The sequence below is a fragment of the Streptomyces sp. NPDC043427 genome (assembly GCF_056436655.1).
Genome location: NZ_JBWKCC010000001.1, coordinates 646,077 through 664,734 on the forward strand (window position 1 = coordinate 646,077; position 18,658 = coordinate 664,734).

Annotated in this window: 14 protein-coding genes; 8 read left to right on the forward strand and 6 right to left on the reverse strand. The window is 73.4% G+C overall.

Annotated features, from left to right (window positions below):
• Position 1 precedes the first annotated feature (1 nt).
• The 5 genes from AC067M_RS03010 (at position 2) to AC067M_RS03030 (ending at position 7,784) form a co-directional block, all read left to right on the forward strand.
• The gene (locus AC067M_RS03010) at positions 2–430 is read left to right on the forward strand and encodes a CU044_2847 family protein (protein ID WP_478695193.1); all 429 of its coding nucleotides are present in this window, start codon (positions 2–4) and stop codon (positions 428–430) included.
• On the forward strand, positions 427–2,121 hold the full coding sequence (locus AC067M_RS03015; RefSeq protein WP_478695194.1) for a VMAP-C domain-containing protein: 1,695 nt from the start codon (positions 427–429) through the stop codon (positions 2,119–2,121). The genes AC067M_RS03010 and AC067M_RS03015 overlap by 4 nt, the downstream gene beginning before the upstream one ends.
• 88 nt (positions 2,122–2,209) lie before the next feature.
• Positions 2,210–3,244, forward strand: a complete 1,035-nt coding sequence (locus tag AC067M_RS03020; RefSeq protein WP_478695195.1) for an AAA family ATPase — start codon at positions 2,210–2,212, stop codon at positions 3,242–3,244.
• Complete coding sequence (locus AC067M_RS03025; protein WP_478695196.1) at positions 3,234–6,560, forward strand: SAV_2336 N-terminal domain-related protein; 3,327 nt, start codon at positions 3,234–3,236, stop codon at positions 6,558–6,560. Before AC067M_RS03020 ends, AC067M_RS03025 begins: the two co-directional genes overlap by 11 nt.
• A gap of 186 nt (positions 6,561–6,746) precedes the next feature.
• Positions 6,747–7,784 carry a rod shape-determining protein gene (locus tag AC067M_RS03030; protein WP_478695197.1) on the forward strand — a complete coding sequence of 346 codons (1,038 nt, stop codon included), beginning with the start codon at positions 6,747–6,749 and terminating at the stop codon, positions 7,782–7,784.
• Positions 7,785–7,804: 20 nt separating this feature from the next.
• Here AC067M_RS03030 and AC067M_RS03035 read toward each other — a convergent pair whose 3' ends face one another.
• Positions 7,805–8,737, reverse strand: coding sequence for an anti-sigma factor RsbA family regulatory protein (locus AC067M_RS03035; RefSeq protein ID WP_478695198.1), 933 nt, complete (start codon positions 8,735–8,737; stop codon positions 7,805–7,807).
• Entirely contained in the window at positions 8,734–9,087 is a 354-nt protein-coding gene (locus tag AC067M_RS03040) for an STAS domain-containing protein (RefSeq protein WP_478695199.1), read from the reverse strand. Before AC067M_RS03040 ends, AC067M_RS03035 begins: the two co-directional genes overlap by 4 nt.
• Positions 9,088–9,265: 178 nt before the next feature.
• On the opposite strand from AC067M_RS03040, the gene AC067M_RS03045 reads away from it, so the two are divergent.
• The 3 genes from AC067M_RS03045 (at position 9,266) to AC067M_RS03055 (ending at position 14,355) form a co-directional block, all read left to right on the forward strand.
• Positions 9,266–9,967 (forward strand): ANTAR domain-containing protein, encoded by a 702-nt coding sequence (locus AC067M_RS03045; protein ID WP_478695200.1) that lies wholly within the window; start codon positions 9,266–9,268, stop codon positions 9,965–9,967.
• A gap of 186 nt (positions 9,968–10,153) precedes the next feature.
• Positions 10,154–12,301 (forward strand): tetratricopeptide repeat protein, encoded by a 2,148-nt coding sequence (locus AC067M_RS03050; protein ID WP_478695201.1) that lies wholly within the window; start codon positions 10,154–10,156, stop codon positions 12,299–12,301.
• 236 nt (positions 12,302–12,537) lie between these two features.
• Positions 12,538–14,355: a protein kinase domain-containing protein gene (locus AC067M_RS03055; RefSeq protein ID WP_478695202.1), complete on the forward strand. Its 1,818-nt coding sequence runs from the start codon at positions 12,538–12,540 to the stop codon at positions 14,353–14,355.
• 202 nt (positions 14,356–14,557) lie between these two features.
• Here the strand turns inward: AC067M_RS03055 and AC067M_RS03060 are convergent, their stop codons facing one another.
• From AC067M_RS03060 to AC067M_RS03075, 4 genes are all read right to left on the reverse strand, one after another.
• On the reverse strand, positions 14,558–15,454 hold the full coding sequence (locus AC067M_RS03060) for an RNA polymerase sigma-70 factor (RefSeq protein WP_478695203.1): 897 nt from the start codon (positions 15,452–15,454) through the stop codon (positions 14,558–14,560).
• Between the two features lie 57 nt (positions 15,455–15,511).
• Complete coding sequence (locus tag AC067M_RS03065) at positions 15,512–16,720, reverse strand: NAD(P)/FAD-dependent oxidoreductase (protein WP_478695204.1); 1,209 nt, start codon at positions 16,718–16,720, stop codon at positions 15,512–15,514.
• A gap of 94 nt (positions 16,721–16,814) precedes the next feature.
• On the reverse strand, positions 16,815–17,681 hold the full coding sequence (locus AC067M_RS03070; protein WP_478695356.1) for an AraC family transcriptional regulator: 867 nt from the start codon (positions 17,679–17,681) through the stop codon (positions 16,815–16,817).
• A 226-nt stretch (positions 17,682–17,907) separates the two neighbouring features.
• A complete protein-coding gene (locus AC067M_RS03075) occupies positions 17,908–18,525 on the reverse strand; it encodes an alpha-L-rhamnosidase-related protein (protein ID WP_478695357.1) in 618 nt (205 codons plus the stop codon).
• Positions 18,526–18,658: the final 133 nt, after the last annotated feature.

Sequence of the window (18,658 nt, forward strand, 5' to 3'; positions counted from 1 at the left end):
CATGGAAGGCGTGGTCGAGTTCAAGACGGGTGACGGTGCCGTCATCGCCGTCGAGGCCGTCGAGGAGCAGTACGGCTCCCGGTTGGTGGCCCGCGGTGACGGTACGGTCCAGGCGGCCCGCACCTTCGAAGGCGCACTCGACGGGGTGCGCGCCGCGGCCGAGTCGGCGCTGCGAGTCTTCAGGGACGGTTCCCTGCGGCCCGACGGCGTCGAGATCGAGTTCGGGGTGAAGCTGGCCGCGGAGACGGGCGCGATCATCGCCAAGGGCACGGCGGAGGGCCATCTCGTCGTGCGGCTGTCCTGGTCCCCGTCCGCCCCGCAGCCCCGGCCCGCCCCGCCGGCGCCGTCCGCGCCGCCGATGCCGTCCAGTCCGCCGACGCCGCCCGCCCCGCAGTCCCCGTCCACCCCGGAGGCCGGCCCGTCCACATGAACAGCGCCGAGTGGCACGCCCGGATCGAATGCGGGGGCAAGGTGGCCGGGGCAGGCTTCCTGGTGACCCCGAGCAAGGTGCTGACCTGCGCCCACGTGGTGCGGGACGGCGCGGGGGACGGGCTGACGGTGACCTTCACGGAGCGCCCGGGCCTGCCCGCCGTACCCGCCCGCGTGGTGGCGGACGGCGGTTGGGGCGGCGGCGCCACCGACCTCGGTGACGTGGCCGTCCTGGAGCTGGAGCGGGAGGTCGCGATCGCCCCGGCCGCGCTGGCCCCCGTGGACGGCGCGCACGGCACGACACCCCGCAAGCTGGTCGTGTACGGGTTCCCGGCCGGCTTCGACGAGGGCACCCTCGCCGAGTACCGCATCACCGCACCGCAGTTGATCAGCCGCGAGTGGCTCCAGCTGGAAGCGTGGCAGCCGGACGGGCAGCCGCTCGCCCCCGGGTTCAGCGGCGCGGCGGTCACCCTGGTCGACACCGGCGAGGTCGTCGGCATGGTCACGGCGGCGGCCGGCGCCCGGGGAGTGCGCAACGGGCGGATGATGCCCACACAGGTCATGGCCCAGTACTGGCCCGACCTCAAGGGCCTGGTCCCCACGTCCGACCACCGCACCGCCGACCGTGCCCGGCTGCGCGCGCTGGTCGAGCGGGCGGTCCGGGCGGGCGTGGACTGTGATCCGGTACGGCTCTACACGGCCGCCGCCGGACCGTTCGATCCCGACCCGCCCGAGGAGGGGTTCGACTCCCTGTGGTCGGCGGCCCTGTTCGTGCTGTGCGAACTCGACGGGCCGGGCGCCGGGGAGACGCTGGCCCGGCTCACCGACCGGCTGGAGGCGCTGCTGCAGACCCGTGAGCCGGAGACGCCCGCACCGGAGTGGGCGCCCATCCTGGTCGAGCTCAAGCACAGCGGCGCGGGCGACGGCCTGGTCCGCGTCGAGGTGTCGGCGTACAGCCAGGGGCGCAGACACCCGGTCGACTCGGACACCGTCCCGCAGGGGCGGTTGCGCGCGTACGTCCAGGACCGTATCGAGGCCGCGTTCCGCTACCTGACGCCCGGCGCGGACGAGTTGATCGCGTTCGCACTGCCCCGCGACTGGCTGGACTGGCCCGTCGACCGGTGGGAGAGCTCCCCCGACGACGACACCCCGCTCGGCTGCGTGTACCCGCTCGTCGTCACCGACCACGCCCGCCGCAAGGCCAGCACGCGGCACGTCCTGACCCGCGCCTGGAACCGGCTCGACTCCTTCCCCGGCGCCCGGCTGCAGCGTGTCGACTGCGGCAGCCCCGAGGAGCCCGGCCGGCTGCGGGTGCGGCTGCGCAAGCCCGACGCCTGTCTCGCGGGCTTCGGCACCGCCCCGGCGGCGGGGCGCACCCGCCCCCATTTCGACACCTCGCTCACCGCGCCGGCGCCGGTGATCGTCTGGTCGCGCAGCGGCTGCGTCGCCGGCGAGGGGGACTGCGGGGGCGCCGACGGCTGCACCGGCAAGGCCTTCCTGGACGAGCTGGACGCCTGCGTCTCCCGGGTGCCGCCCGCCGAACTCCCCCGGCATGTCCTCGCGTTGCGTGAGGAGGCCGACGCGGAGGACGGCCACTGGGCCCGGGACATCCAGCTGTTGTGGGACGACCCACGCGTCTTCACCGACCCGCACGCCACCGCGGCCGCCCATGTCCAGTCGCCCGTGGCCTGACGCCACGCGCCCGCGAAGACGCCGTACAGACGCCGCAGACGCCGCAAATACCGCACAGACGCGCAGAACGGAGACCGGAGACCACCCCATGCACCACTGGTCCGTCTACACCGGGAAGAGCGAGCCGCACGACGGCATCGAACGGCTGCCCGCCCCACCCCCGTGGCGCGCCTTCGACGGCGCGCCCGTCCTGCCTCCGCCCCGCGACACCGACGACGAGACGGCGATCTCCCCCGACCGGGTGCACCGCGCCAGGACATACGTCGCCACCCCGGAGAGCGTCCAGCTCGTCAACGCCGCGCTCACCCTGCGCCGACCGCTCCTGGTCACCGGCCCGCCCGGCACCGGCAAGTCGTCGCTGGCGTACGCCGTGGCGCGCGAGCTGCGCCTCGGCCCGGTCCTGCGCTGGAACATCACCAGCCGCAGCACCCTCGCCGACGGCCTCTACCAGTACGACCCGCTGTCCCGCCTCTACGCGGCCCGGCAGGCGGCGGCCCGGCGCGACGGACAGCTCACGACCACGGAAGGCGTCGAGGACCACCTGCGCCTCGGCCCCCTCGGCACGGCCCTGCTCCCCTACGACCGGCCCCGCGCCCTCCTCGTCGACGAGATCGACAAGAGCGACCTCGACCTGCCCAACGACCTGCTGAACGTGCTGGAGGAGGGCCAGTACGAGATCCCGGAGCTGGTCCGCGCCGCCCGCCACGCCTCCGACAACGGTGGCAGGGCCGAGGTCCTGGCCGACGGCACCGACACCCCTGTGCCCATCGCCCGTGGCCGGGTCCGCTGCCGTGCCTTCCCCTTCGTCGTCCTCACCAGCAACGGCGAACGCGAGTTCCCGCCCGCCTTCCTGCGCCGGTGCGTCCGCCTCCGGCTGCGCCGCCCCGACCGCGACCAGCTCACCGAGATCGTCCGCGCCCACCTCGGCACCCCCGGGGGCAGCGCCGACCACCTCATCACCCGCTTCCTCGAACGCGCCGGCACGGGCGAACTGGCCACCGACCAACTCCTCAACGCCATCTACCTCACCGGCATCGCCGGCCTCGACACCGCCTCCCACGACGAACTCGCCGAACAACTGATGCCGTACCTGAACACGACGGCGGACGGCGATGGCTTCTGAGGAGGGGAGCGAGGAGCACAGAGCCGCTGCCGCCTCCCCCGTCGCGCGGTTGGTGTCGGTGCTCGCCGCGGCCGCGGGGCGTGAGGCGGGGTCGTCGGGTGGGCCGACTCCGCTGGAGATCGCGGAACTGCTGTGGCTGGCAGGGCAGTTGGGCGAGCGAGAACCCTCCGCCGAGGTGCCGGTGGTCGATGACCGAGACGGTGAACCCGGCACCGTGGCGGCTCCGGTCAGTGGCGACACGCCCGCCGCCGCAGCGCCGCGCTCCGAACCCCCCGCGCAAGACCCCGCCCCGCACCCCGACGGTCGCGTCCCGCTCCATCTGCCCACCCCCGCACACCCGTCGGAGGGCGACAGGGGTGGGCCGGCGCTGCTCGCCCCCGCGCCGCCGATGCTGACCCACCCCCTGGCGTTGCAGCGGGCGTTGCGGCCGCTGAAGCGGAAGGTGCCCGCGCCGCGGGCTCGGGTTCTGGACGAGCGGGCGACCGTCGACCGCATCGCGCGCCTCGGTGCCCACCCCGACGTCTGGCTGCCCGTCCTGCGTCCCGCCCCCGACCGCTGGCTGCACCTCAACCTGGTGCACGACACGGGCCCCACCATGCCGGTCTGGCGCCCCCTGGTGCGCGAACTGCACACGGTCCTCGCCCAGTCGGGCATCTTTCGCACCGTCACCCTGCATCCGGCGGGCCCCGACGGCCGGGCCCGTCACGTCCCCGCCCCCGACGACGGCCGTACCGTCACCCTCCTCGTCAGCGACTGCATGGGCCCGCAGTGGCGCCCCGGCCCGGCGGGCGAGCGCTGGTACGCCACCCTGCGCCGCTGGGCGCACCGTATGCCGGTGGCCGCGCTGCAGCCGCTGCCGGAACACCTGTGGCCCTCGACGGCCCTGCCCGCCGAGCCGGGCCTGCTCACGTCACCGGCCGCGGCGGCGCCCTCGTCCACGCTGGCCTTCACCCCGTACGACCCCGACACCCCGCCGCCGCCCCCGTACGCCGTTCCCCTCCCCGTCCTGGAGCCGGGCGCGCCGTGGCTCGCCAACTGGGCGGCGCTGCTGGCCGATCCGGGCGGCCGTCGTATGCCGGGTGCGGTGGCGTGGCTGCCCGCGTCCCCGGCCCCGCCCGCCGAACCGGCCCCCGCCGTCACCTCCTCCACCCCGGAGGACCTGGTCCTGCGCTTCCGGGCGACCGCGTCGCCGGAGGCGTTCCGCCTCGCCGGGCACCTCGCGCTCGCCGTGCCCTCCGTGCCGGTGATGCGGCTCGTCCAGCGCGCGGTGGACCGCGAACCGCGCCCGCAGCATCTCGCCGAGGTGATCCTCAGCGGCATGCTGACGACCACGCCGGGCCCGCCGGGCTCGTACGCCTTCCGCCCCGGCGTACGCGACCTGCTGCTGCGCTCCCTCCCCCGCTCGGCCCGTGGCCGCACCCGCGAGTTCCTGGCGGAGGTGGGCGCGCTGATCGACGACCGGGCGGGGCTCGCGGCGGGTGAGTTCCGGGCGGAGAGGGGCGGCGACGGCGACTCCTCGGACAGCGCGGGCTCGGCGTTCGCCACGGTTAGCGAGGAGACGGTACGGCGGCTCGGCGGGGGCAAGTCGGAGGGGCTGGTCGGCCACCCCGACAACGCCCGCCCCACGATCCTCTTCGAGGCCGACGACCTGACCGGCCGCCCCGAGGCCCGCATCACGCTCGAGTACGCGGTGCACCAGATGCTGTCCCGCGGCGCCCTCCTCCCCCAGCAGTACGAGGTGCGTGTCCGCCAGGACGGCTACGAAGTCGTCACCGAACCTGGCACCTACGTCCTGCCCGTGCTCGTCGCGGTCCTGCGCGGCCTCCCGGAGGCCCTCTCGGGGCTCACGGACCCGCCGAACCTGCGGGTGACGTTCTCGGACCAGCTCGCCGACGTCCCCCAGGCCCCACTCGGCTCCATCCCCCCGGCCGACCTCCTGGTCGTCGTCCCTCCGTCCCTGTACGAGCAGTTCGCCGACAGCTCCGCCGCCCAGGGCCCCCGGCGTTTCCAGCCCCTCTACCGGGGCAGCGACCCCGGCACCCCACCCATCGCCTGGTACTGCCCCCTCACCCCGCCCCGCGCACAGGCACAGCCCGACACCGGGGAACGGGACCTCGTGAAGGGCCCCTTCATCACGCACGACCTGCGTCAGCTCGGCATCCCCGCCCCCGGCCGCACGGCCATCGTGCACACGCAGCCCGACGGCCCGCTCACGCTGCTCAACCCGGCCCGCCCGCACGGCACGCGCCCCCCGCGGGTGACGACGTACTACGAGGTGGACCTCACCACGCACCAGGCCCACTACCGCATCTCCCTTCCGAGCTCGGGCAAGGGCGCGTTCGCCGCCGCGGTGGAGCTGTCGTGGCACGTGGACGATCCGGTCGCGTTCGTGCGCGCGGAGGTCACGGGTGTGTCGGAGCGGCTGCTGGAGCACGTGCTGGAGTCGGCGCCCCGCATCACCCGCCGGCACCCCCTGCGCCGGGCGGGCGCGGCCCAGCGGGCGGTGAACTCGGGGCTGCGCCGATGGCCGGTGCCTGGGCTGACGGTGGCGTGCGCGGTGCACCTGGCGCCGGAGGGCGCGCCGTTGCCGGAGCCGCGGCGCACGGCGCCGCCGTCCCGTCCGTTGTCCGGGGTAATCGCCGACGCCGAGACGGTGCTGCTGGGCTTCGACGGTCCCCTGACCCGCCTGTACTCGTCGCAGACCGCACGCGACGCCGTGCTCGACCTGCTCGCCGTCGTCGCCGAGCACCGCGACCCTGAGGACGCGCTCTCGGGCCGCCCCCTGCCTCGTGTGAACGCGGCGGGTCGTGAAGTGTTCGCGCACCCGCTGGACCTCCTGCGCGCCTTCGCCCAGGACAGGCTCGGACCCCTGCTGCGCCGGCGCCTCGACGAGCTGGAGGTGGCGGCCGTCCCCGACGCGCCGACCACGCACAATTCCGTGCCGCTCGTGCGCGCCCTGCACGATTCGGGCCGCCCCGTCCACGTCGTCACGGACGTCTGCCCGCAGGCCGTACACCGCTATCTGCAGCCCTACGGCCTCCCCCTCGCCGGCGTCCACGGCCGCGGCGAGGACCTGGGCCTGCTCATGCCTCATCCCGACTGCCTCCTGCGGGCCCTCAGCTCCCCCGGCACGCCCGCCCCCACGGGCGTCGTGATCGGCTCGACGGTCGCCGAACTCACCGCCGCCCAGCAGGTCGGCCTCCGCTTCGTCGGCCTCGCCCGCAACCCCACGGCCGAGCAGCGCCTGCGCGAGGCGGGCTGCGAGATCACCGTCCCCTCCCTCGCCCCCGTACTGGAAGCGGCCCGCACCCTCTGAGCACGCTTCCGCCGCCCGGGGTCTGTCAGACAGGCCCCAGGGCCTGTCCTGGCTGCAAAACCCCCCATTCAGCGGCGCCCCGCCCGGCCCCCTCCAGAAGGCGGCCCCCGCACCATGCCCCGCACCATGCGAGGGAGGCCCGCCACCGGGCGGCCCCCACGGCCTGCGCACTCGGGAGGACCTGGAATGACCGCCAGTCTGGAGCAGCTGCGCCGCTGCCACTTCGCCGTCGACCTGGGTGCGGCGAGGACGCGGGTGTATGTGAAGGGGGCGGGGCTCATCGTCGACCAGCCGTCCGCCGCCGCCGTGAACACCCGTACCGGCGCGCTGATCGCGGTCGGCGAGTTCGCGGAGAAGATGACAGGTCGCACCCCCCACTACATCCGCGTGGTCCGTCCCGTCTCCGGCGGCACCGTCGTCGACATCGAGATGGCGCAGCGCATGTTGCGTCACCTGCTCGGCGACAAGGTCCGCCGCTCGCTGCGCCGCAAGCCGTTCCTGCGCGCCGCCGCGTGCACCCCGCACGACGCCGACCCGCTGGCGCAGCGCGCCGCGATCGAGACGCTGGTGGGGCTCGGCGCGCGTCGGGTGGAACTCGTCGACACCCTCATCGCCGCCGCCGTCGGCTGCGGGCTGCCCGTGGAGCAGCCCGAGGCGACCATGATCATGGTGTGCGGGGCGGCGGCCACGCAGGTGGCCGTCCTCTCCCTGGGGTCGATCGTGACCGCGGAACGCATCCCGGTGGGCGGTGAGGCCGTGGACCACGCGATCGTGCAGCATCTGCGCCACGAGCACGAGTTGATGCTCCCCAGCCAGTCCGTACGGCCCCTGCAACTCGCCCTCTCCGGCAACGGGCTCACCCCGCAGGGCCCGGCCTCGACCGAGATCCACGGACGGGACGTCGCGACCGGTCTGGCCCGTTCCGTGCGGGTGGACACCGCCGCCGTGCGGGACGCGATCGAGACTCCGCTGACTGCGGTGCTCGACGGCATCGGCAGGGTGCTGCGGGAGTGTCCGCCCGACCTGGTGGCCGACCTGATCGACCGCGGGATCATGATGGTCGGCGGCAGCGCGCTGCTGCCCGGCCTCGACCAGATGCTGCGGCAGGCCACCGGCATTCCGGTGCACATCGCCGAGCGGCCCGACGTGTGCGCGGCCATGGGCCTGGGCGCCATGCTGGAGGGCAGGATCCAGCCGCTGGAGCTGGACCCGATGTCCGGCTGAGCGCGCGTGACCCTATCGGCTCAAGGCGCCAGGAACACGCGGATCGTCGTGCCCTCGGGGCCCGTGTGGACGCGGACGAGGTCGGCGATGAGGTTGACCAGGAGGAGCCCGCGGCCGCCGCGCTGCTCGTGCGGGGCGGGCCGGCGCCCGGCGAGCGGATCCTCCAGGTGTCCCTGGTCGCGCACCTCGCACACCACGTACCCGTCCTCGGCCCACACCCGCAGCTCGCCCACGCCGCCGCCGTGCACCACGCTGTTCGTGGTCAGCTCGGCGGCGATGAGGGACAGGTCGTCGAGCCGGGCGCCCGCGAGTCCGAGCCGCGCGGCCTCGGCGGTGGCGTGGTAGCGGGCTCCCGGGAGCGTGACCGTGTCGAAGACGTGGGCCGGCGTGGCCGGTACGGGGGGCAGCGGGTGGTTGTAGGTGGCGACGACGCCGTCGGGGTCGTATGCGGTGCTGGCCTGGCCCAGGGGGGAGCCGGAGGTGATGAGGGTGGGGTGGGTGGCCAGGGCGTCGGTGAGGACCTGCTCGTCGAGGCGTTTCACGTCGTAGGGACAGAGGATGGTCACCTCGCGGCCCTGGAAGGCCGCGTTGATGAGCGCCTCGTGCTGGACGCAGGCGGGATACTCCGTCGGCGTACGTCCGGCCCAGATCGGCTCGCCGATGATCCGTACGCGGACGCCGGGCGGCTGGTGGTCGGCGAAGGCGCGCAGCACTCCGGGGATGATCCGGCCGGGGTTGCGTCCCGCCTGGCGCATGTCCAGGAGGCGCACCGCCGCGGCGGCGTCCCCGAGCCCGTCCTGGATGAGCCGCAGGTTCTCGCCGGGCACGGCCACCGCGACCGGTTCCCCGGCCTCGAGGGCTTCGCGTACGAAGGGAACGGTGCCCGCGAGGTATTCCTGTTCGTCCCGGTAGAAGAGCGCGGGGTGCACGAAGGGGTCGGCCACGGCTGTCATGACACCGGCACCTCGATCCCGTCGAGACCCGGCCACAGCAGCTCCAGCGACCGGCGCAGGGCGGGTGGCGGCCCGTGCAGCACGACCCGCCGGTCCGGGCCCAGACGGCGGACGGCGTCCGCGAGAGCTCCGGCACCGGCGACGTCGATGAACGTCACGGCCGACAGTTCCAGTTCGTACACGTCCTCGTCCCCGCGTAGCGCCTCATCCAGCGCGCGCTCCCAGATCACGCGTGTGGCCAGGCCGACTTCCCCTGCCGCCCGCAGGCCTCGCCGCCCGGACAACGGGGACACCGTCAGTCCCGGTTCCGCGTCGACGGCCGCGGACGGTGTCCCGTATCGGATACCCACACCAGTCTCCCCGATGCTCCTGATCGAGAGGGCATTACCCCCTTGCGGGCCCCTCCATGCACCGGACGGGTGTAGGGGGCCGCGCGCAGGGCAGACGCACTCGCACGTACGGCGTGACGGACCGCAGGCGCGCCGCCACGCCATGACGACTGTCGGCGACCGAAGAGGCAGGGGGAACATGACTTCTGTGGCGCCACCATCTCTCGCGGGAGCAATGCTGAGCACCCTGGTCATCGACGGACAGGTGGACGGGGGCCGCGCGTTGCTCCGCACGCGGGGAGAGCTCGTCCACGGGTGCGGGGACATCCTCGCCAAGGCGCTGGCCGAGCTGTCGGCCGACGTCCGCGGGGTGGAGCTGGACATGAGCGGGGTGACGTTCATGGACACGGCCGGGCTGCAGTTCCTGGAGTTGTTGGAGGACTACGGCCGGCGCACCGGTGTCCCGGTGGCGACGTCCGGCTGGAACGGCCAGCCACGCCGCATCCTGGAACTCACCGGCCTGGACACGGTCGACCCGCTGACCGCTGCCCCCACCGCACCGCGCCCCGACGCCCCGGTGGAGCGGGAGCAGCCCTCTCCCGCCCACTCCCCGGTGGCGCTGGAGCGAGCGGAGCTGCTGACGGTGCTGCGGGAGGAGATCGAGCAGCTGCGCCGGGCGATCACCTCCCGGCCGGTGATCGACCAGGCCCGCGGCATCCTCATGGCCGTCCACGCCTGCACCTCCGACCAGGCCTGGGACATCCTGCGCGAGACCTCCCAGCACTCCAACACCAAGCTGCGCACCGTCGCCGAGGCGATCACCACCAGCGTCGACGGGCCGACACCCCCGGAGGAACTGCGCACGGCCCTGCGCGGGGCCATCGCCCGCCACGTGGGCTGACCGCACCGCGCCGCTGACCGCACCGAGCCCGAGAAGCCGCGCGGCATCCCGTACGCGACGCGCGAGCCGCCCGCCTTGCCGTGGATTCACCGCCGGGCGGGGACGGCATGTCCTACCGTGAAACGGCCGGGAGCGCACGGCGGGGCCAGGCGGCGGAGCACGCTGCGGAAGGCGGGGCGGGCAGGGGTGGAAGGCACATCGCCGAACGAGGACGGGCAGCACGATCACGTCGACTTACGGGGCAGTGAGTTCCAGGGCGCCGTAGTGGGCAAGATGGTCATCCACCAGTGTCGGCACCCCGGACCGACCGCCCCGTCCGCCCTGCCCACCGCTCCGCCGGGCTTCACCGGCAGGCACACGGAGCTGGCCAGACTTCTGGACGCTCTGCGCCCCTCCGCCCGCCCCACGACCCCGAGCCCTGCCGCCGTCTGTGCCGTCACCGGGCTCGCGGGCATCGGCAAGACCGCGCTCGCCCTGCACGCCGCGCACACCGCCCGGGACGAGAACTGGTTCCCGGGCGGCACTCTCTTCGTCGATCTGCGCGGCTACGGCAACACCCCCGTGACCGCCGACCAGGCCGTCACGTTCCTCCTCCACGCACTCGGCGTCCAGGAAGTGGATCTCCCCTCCGACGACGTGAACCAGTACGCGCTGTACCGCAGCCGCCTCGCCCAGCTCGCCGACGAGGACCGGCCCGTGCTGCTCCTGCTGGACAACGCCTCGGCCCCGGAGCAGATCTCGCCTCTGCTCCCCGGCAGCGGCCGGCACCGTGTCCTGATCACCTCCCGTGACTGTCTTGATTCGCTGCGAGCCCGCCAGTTCGCGCTGGACACGTTGAGTCCGGACGACTCCGCGACCCTGATCGCCACCGCGCTGCACCTGCGTGACCCCGAGGACGACCGGCCTTCGCGCGAGGCCGGGGCTGTTCGCGAACTGGCCGAGCTGTGCGGTCATCTACCGCTGGCCCTGCAGATCGCCGCCGCGCTGCTGCGCCGACGCCGTCCGAACCGCCCCGTCGCCTCGCTGGTCGATGAGTTCCGCACGGCCGCCGACACGACGCGTGCGCTGGTCAGCCCGGGTGTCGACGAGTACGGCAGGCCTCTGGCACTGCCTCCGGTGTTCGACGTGTCCTTCAGCCGGCTGGGCACCGGACAGGCCCGGATGCTGCGGTTGCTGGCGCTGGCCCCCAGCACGGAGTTCAGCACGGCCACGGCGGCGGCCATGGCCGGCCTGGGCCGGTCCGACGCGCTGCGCCTGCTGGACGACCTGGCCTCCGCCCACCTCATCACCGGAAGCCACGCGTCCCAGGGGCAGGCGGAACGGTGGCGCATCCACGACCTCGTCCGCGGCTACGCGGCGACGCTGACGTCCGACGACCCGGCACTGGCCGAGGAAGGTGCCCTGGCACGGGAGCGGTTACTGGCCTTCCACTGCCTGCTGGCCGGCCCCGCCGACCGCCATCTGCGGGCCCTGCCGGGCGAACCGCTGCCGGAAACCTTCGAGGGGCGCGCGGCGGCGTTGGCGTGGCTCGACGCCGAGCGGGTCAATCTGGTCGCCGCGGCCCAGTGGGCCGACGACCGGTTCGCGCCGGCCTGCGTTCGCCTGGCCCTGAGCCTGGCCGAGTTCCTGCGCTGGCGCCGCTACTTCGACGACTGGGTCGCCGTCAGCCGGGCCGCCCGTGACGCAGCCCGGCGCTCCGGAGACCGGCCCAACGAGGCGGCCCTGTGCAACCACCTCGGCAACGCCCTGCTGCGGGCGGGACGCCCCGAAGAGGCGATCGAGCCGGTGACGCACGCCGGAGAGCTGTTCCACACCGACGGCGACCGGGTCGGTGAGGCCATGGCATGGAACATCCTCGGTCTCGCGTTTCGGAGAGTGGACCGGGTGGAGGAGGCGATCACCGCCCATACCCGGGCGCGCGACCGCTTTCACAGCCTCGGAAAGCTGTCCCATGAGGGCCGCGCGTGGCACAACCTCGGCCTGGCCCTGGAGGAGACAGGCCGGGCGGAACAGGCCGTCGTCGCCTTCGTCCACGCCTGCGAGATCCACCGCCGCACCGGTGACCGGCTTCTCCACGGCGATTCGTTGAGCAGCCTGGGCGTGGCCCTGCGGGCGGCGGGCCGAGTGGAGGAGGCCATTGCCGCGTACGAGCGGTCCGTGGAGATCCGCCGGGAGTACGACAACTGGTACGCGACCGGCCTGACCTTGAACAATCTCGCCGTGGCACTCCGAACCGTCCACCGTCACGACGAGGCGGATCAGGCCAGGGCGGAAGCCGTGGAGGCCTGCGCCCGCGCCGGGACGACGGCCGAGGTCTACGGCCATCTGTACTAGAGGCGGCTGGATCAGGACTGGCTTTACCCGGTGCGGCTGGATCAGAACCGGATGGATGCGGCTCGGCAGGATGTGGGCCGGCTGGATCACGTCCGGCCGGGGGCGCGACCGGGCGCTCGGAGCCGGCCGTGTGACGGAAGTGAGGGAAAGCCTGACCGTGCGCCACGGCTGGGTTAGCCTCGTCTTCCTTTTGAGAGGGCGAACTGACGTACGGCGAACATCATTTCGGGGGATTCGTGTCACAACAGCGGCCGCTGCCACCGGGGTCGGCGACGAGTGAGGCGGCCGCGCTGCGGCAGACCGGTGCCTCACCCCTGCGCCCCGGCGACCCGGAGCAGGTGGGCCCCTATGTGCCGCTGGCCCTGCTCGGCAGCGGTGGCATGGGGCGGGTCTACCTCGCACGTCCCGTGGACGGCCGTCCCGGTCTGGTCGCCGTGAAGGTGATCAGACCGGAGTACGCGGACGACGCCCGGTTCCGGCGCCGGTTCGAGCGGGAGGCGTCGGTGCACGCCCGGCTCCGTACGCCCTACGCGCCGAGGCTGTGCGGCACGGGTTTCCGCGACGAACTGCTGTGGATGGCCACCGAGTACCTTCCGGGGCTCGATCTGGCGGAGGCCGTACGGGAGGGCGGCGCCCTGGAGACGGGCACGGTCTGGCGGCTCACGGCGGAGCTCGGGCGGGCGCTCGCCGACCTCGCCGCCGCGGAGATCGTGCACCGGGATCTGAAGCCCAGCAACGTGCTGCTGTCCGTCCGGGGCGCCCATGTGATCGACTTCGGCATCTCCAGGGCCGTGGACGCGAGCGCGATCACCGGTACGGGCAACCGGGTCGGCACTCCCGCCTACATGTCGCCCGAGCACCTGAGGACGGGCCACTCCGACACCGCCTCGGACGTGTTCTCCCTCGCCGGGACCCTTGTCTACGCGGCGACCGGTCGTGCCCCGTTCGGCGACGGCACCGGTGTCGACGTCATGCACCGGGTGGCGTTCGAGGAGCCCAACCCCGCGCTGATCACCCGGATCTCGGCGGCGGACCCAGCACTCGGCTCCCTCCTCGCCGCCTGTCTGTCCAAGGAACCCGAGAACCGCCCCAGCCCCGCGGACCTCGTCACCACGGCCCAGCCACACGCCGGAGCGGCCCCCGACTGGTCCGAGCCGCTGGGCAGCGCGGTCGGGGCCCGGCAGCGGGCGTACGACCTGCTGCACCGCCTTCCTGTCGAACGCGGCGCCCACTTACAGGCCCCGGACAACGACCGTCGTGACGCGGTGGGGCCGGTCGGGCCTGTGCTGCCCGTGCCCGTGGAGTCGGCAGGCCGCCCCGCCGAAGCGGCAGAACCCGCCGTCGTCGTACCGCCGCAGCCGCTCCGGTCGTCCGGCGTTCGTGGCTGGGCGCGGCGGAAGCAGGCGCTGGCTGTCGTCGCGGCCGTGGTCGTCTGTGTGGTGGCCGCTGGGGTCTACCTGTTCACTCGTCAGGACGCCGACGCCACCGCCCACGCTCCGGGCTCCCGTACGGCGACCTCCACCGGCGGCACCCCCGGAGACGCGCCCATCTCACCGGCGCCCGGCGCCTCGGAAGGGCCGTCCGCCGAGGGCGCGTCCGGCAAGAAGGCGGGCGACGCGGACGGGGCGGTCTCGCGCCCCGAGGTCTCCGGTTCCGCCGCCGAGGACGCCAAAGCGGGCGAGGAGGGCGACGACGCCACCGGCGCCGGCCGCAGCAGCGTGGTCCCCTCCTCTCGTACCGTCGAGCCCGGCGCCTCGTCCGACGACCCCGCTCCGGACCCGAGCGCCCAGGATCCCGAGCCCGCGACCCCGCCCTGGATCTCGGACTGCACCCACTACTCCGGCAGCGGCCGCACCCGCCAGGGCGACAGCGGCAAACGCGTGCTCCAGGTGCAGTGCATGCTGTCGAAACGCGGGTACGCCGTCGGCGACGTGGACGGCGACTTCGGCACCGCGACGGAGTCCGCGGTGCGCGGCTTCCAGTCCGACAAGGGGCTGTCCGCCGACGGCATCGTGGGCCACGCCACCTGGACCGCGCTGCGCGGCACGGAGTGAGGCCGCTCGCCGCGCCGAGGGCTCAGAGGGCGTTGAGCAGGACGACGTAGACGGTGGTGCCGATGCCGGTGCTGGGACCGGGCGGCGGCCGAAGGCCAGGCGGTCGGCGCTGGTGACGCGACCGCGAGCAGGGCGTACCAGGCGCCCTCGGGGTCGGCGGTGATCGTCCCGCGCGGGGCCGTCACGGCGACGATACGGCTGTTCATCGCCGGGTGAGCGGGGTCTCGGACTCGACGCGGGTCAGTTTCTCCGGGTTGCGGACGTAGTAGAGGCCGGTGATACGGGCGTCCTCGAGACGGATCGCCATGACGCCGTCGAGCTCGCCGTCCCAGCGTAGGAAGAGGGCCGGGTTGCCGTTGACCACCATGAGGTCACTGGTGAGCGTGGCTCCGGACTTGCCGACGCCGCCGACGATGAAGCGGGCCACCTTGTCCGCGCCGGTGATCGGCCGTACCGCGGCCTGTTTGATTCCGCCGCCGTCGCTCACCAGGACGACCTCGGGGGCGAGCACGTCCAGGAAGCCCTGCAGGTCCCCCGTTTCGAGCGCGTGCCGGAACGACTCCAGGGCCGCCCGGGTGGCGCTCGCGGAGACCGTCTCGCGGGGGCGGCGGGCCTCGACGTGGCGGCGGGCGCGGTGCGCGATCTGGCGTACGGCGGCGGGGCTCTTGTCGACGGCGGCGGCGATCTCGTCGTAGCCGATGTCGAAGGCCTCGCGCAGCACGAAGACGGCGCGTTCGGTCGGCGACAGCGTCTCCAGGACGAGCATCAGCGCCATCGACACACTCTCGGCGAGCTCCACGTCCTCGGCGACGTCCGGCGCGGTGAGCATCGGCTCGGGCAGCCAGGGACCGACGTACGCCTCCTTGCGGCGGGTCATGGTGCGCAGCCGGTTGAGTGCCTGGCGGGTCGTGATCCGGACCAGGTAGGCGCGCTGGTCGCGCACCTGCTCCAGGTCGACCTCGATCCACCGCAGCCAGGTCTCCTGGAGGACGTCCTCCGCGTCGGTCGCCGATCCGAGCATCTCGTAGGCGACGGTGAAGAGCAGGTTGCGGTGGGCGACGAAGGTCTCGGTCGCCGGGTCGGTGGTGCGGTCGCTCATGTCTGGGCCTCTCCCCCGTTCGTGCATGTCTTGGTCCCTCCCCCGTTCGTGCGCGGCCTAGGCCGCCTGTTCAGCGGGGGCCGGGGCCTCCTGGTGCTGCTGGGCCTGCAGCAGCTGCTGACGCTTGGGGCCTCCTGAGACGCGGTGCAGGCTGTACGAACCGGGCTTGTGTGCCTCGTCGGCCAGGTGCTTGACGATGCCCTGGCACACGAACTCCTTGAGCTTCGCGCCAGGGCGGCCGGCGATGTGGAACCACACCGCTACGTCGTACCGGTGGGCGAACTGGAAGATGCCGGCGCGTCGCCCCAGGCTGATGCACTGGCCGGCGAACGTCTGGTTGAGGGGCGCCGGCCGCTCGCCCCCGATCCGGCTGAGCACCGTGTCGGCGGCCCGTGCGCCCAGCGGCATCGCGGCCTGGCAGCTCATCCGCAGCGGCAGGCCCGAGGGTGCCGCCGAGTCCCCGGCCGCGACGATGCGTACGTCGTCCACGCTCGTCAGCGTCTCGTCCGTGCGGAGGCGGCCCAGGGCGTCGGTGCTCAGCCCGCTGCGCGCGGCCAGGTCCGGCACGCCGAATCCGGCGGTCCAGATGGTCACCCCGCTCGGGAGCTCGCGGCCGTCGCTGAGCCGCACGGCATCGCGGGTCACCGCCGTCACCTTCGCACCGGGGCCCTGGAGCACGGTCACACCGAGTGCGGCGAGCCGCTTGGCGACCGAGCGTCGCCCCCGGGGGTGCAGGTACGGGCCGAGCACCCCGCCGCAGACCAGGGTGACGGCGCGGCCCGCCTCCGCCAGCTCGGCGGCGGTCTCGATGCCGGTCGGACCGGCTCCGACCACCGTCACCGCGGCCGTCGCGGGCGCGGCCTCGACGACGGGCCGCAGCCGCTGCGCCTCCTCCAGTCCGGCGATCGGGTAGGCGAACTCGGCCGCTCCGGGCACGCGCGGGTCGGCGCTGCCGCTGCCCACCGCGTAGATCAGGTAGTCGTAGCCGACCGTGCCGCCGGTCGCCAGCACCACGCCGCGCTCGGCCGCGTCGATCCGTGTCACGGTGTCGACCACCAGCCGGACCCCCTCGCCCAGCACCTCCCGGTAGTCGACGACCGCGTCATCGGACCCGCCCACCAGCTGGTGCAGGCGGACCCGATGGACGAAGGTCGGGCGCGGGTTGATCAGCGTCACCGTCACGTCGTCGCGCTGCGTCAGACGATTGGCCGCCATGACGCCGGCGTACCCTCCGCCGATCACGACCACATCGATGTTCTCAGCCATGGTGTCTCCTCCGTCTCCCCCGTCTTCAGGGGGTCGACCTCAAGACACCGAACGACCGACCGCTGTGACATATTGTGACGCAGATCACATAACCTCAGTCCTGCGCCCGCTCCACCGGCAGCCACAGCTCGGCGTCGGCCTCGGTCCCGTCCGGTGACAGGCGGGTACGCAAGATCTCCGGGCCGGGGCGGCTGCGGTACGGGTTGGAGGGGAACCACTCGGTGTACACGTCCCGCCACAGTTCCTGGATGGCCCGCGGTGCCGGACCGGAGACGGTGAACACCGCCCACGTGCCGGCCGGGACCGCCAGTGCCGTCGTGCCCTCGGGGGCGGCCGCGGACGTGATCACCCCCTGGTAGTAATCGAGTTCGGTGCCCTCGGCGCGGCTCGGATCCAGGTCGTCGCAGACCGCGACGATGCCGTTCGGCTCCTGGTCCGACAGCTTCTCCAGGCGCTCCAGGACCTGCGGGTCGATCCCGCGGACGAAGTCGATGATCGCCTGGTTCGGCCCCGCGTGCACCAGTGGCACCCGGGCCTTGAGGCCTGCCACGGTGAAGCCCGGCCGGTCCACTACGCGATAGCGCATGCTGCTGCTCCCTTCGACGGTGAGGCGGAAGGTCAACCGGGGCTGGGAGACGAGCGCGGCACCCGCGCGGCGGGCCTCGCCCGGCCCGACGCCGTGCACGGCACGGAACGCCCGCGCGAACGCCTCGCCGGAGCTGTAGCCGTAGCGCACCGCGATCTCCAGCAGCGAGTCACCTCCGGCGAGCACCTCGGCACCCGCTACGGTGAGCCGCCGACGCCGGATGTACTCCGACAGCGGCATGCCCGCGAGCGCGGAGAACATCCGGCGCAGGTGATACTCCGAAGTCGCCGCGATCCGCGCCAGCCCGGCCACGTCGATCGACTGGTCGAGTCGGCCCTCGATGTGCTCCATGGCCTGGTTCAGCCGCTCCAGCACCCCGGTCTCCTTCCTCTTCGCGCTCACCACGCTAGGGAGCACACCTCCCTCCGGACCCGACATCCTGTGCCCGATCAAGTCGGGTGGCATGGGAGGCCGATGCGGTCCACCGCCTGTTACTTGACGCGGATCTCGGCGAGTTGGAGACGGTAGCGGGTGGACTCGTCGGTCGCGGGGGCTCCCAGCCTGGTGGCCTTCAGGCGCAGGTAGCGGCCGGCGGCGGAGGTCAGGGAGTAGGTCTGGGCCGCTCCGCCCGAGTTGGCCTGGCCACGCGGACAGGGCGTACAGCGGGCCGCCGTTCCAGGCGTGGTTGTCTGTGCCGTCGGCAGCGGGCGGTGGGGGCCAGGCCGGACACGACGGCGAGGGCGTTGGCGCGGTCGTCGGTGTCCTTGGTGTAGCCGGGTGAGCGGTACTCGTTCCTCGAGGCGTTCCACAGCACACGGTCGAAGTTGGCCTTGATGCTGTCGCGTTGGGATTTCCATCCGGCCGTGTCGGCGCTGTTGCCGCTGAGGTCGGCGAGCTTGGCGGCGGTGTCCAGGGCGAGGTAGTACCAGCAGTTGTCGAGGACACGGGCGTCGATGTTGGAGCCCCAGTCCTCCCAGTCCCAGTCGCCTGCGCGGTGGTTGACCAGGCCGTCGCTGTCCAGGGTCCACAGGCTCAGGTACTTCTTCACGGCCGGGTAGGCGCCGGTGACGGCGTCGGCGTTGCCGGTGTAGAGGTAGTACGTCCAGAAGGACCAGACCGAGGCGAGCATCTGGACGGGCAGTTCGCTGGTCCAGATGGTCGTGGGCACCGGGGAGTACAGCGCCCCCGTGGGCTTCTGCCAGGACGCCAGTTGTGAGATGGCCTTCGCGCCGAGGGCGTGGCAGCGGGTGTCGAAGGTGTAGAAGCGCGACGGTGTTGTTGCCGCCGGTCAGGTAGGGGGGCGAGGTCGATCTCGTCGTAGTAGGTGTCCGTGCGGTTGGGGCCGCGCTTGA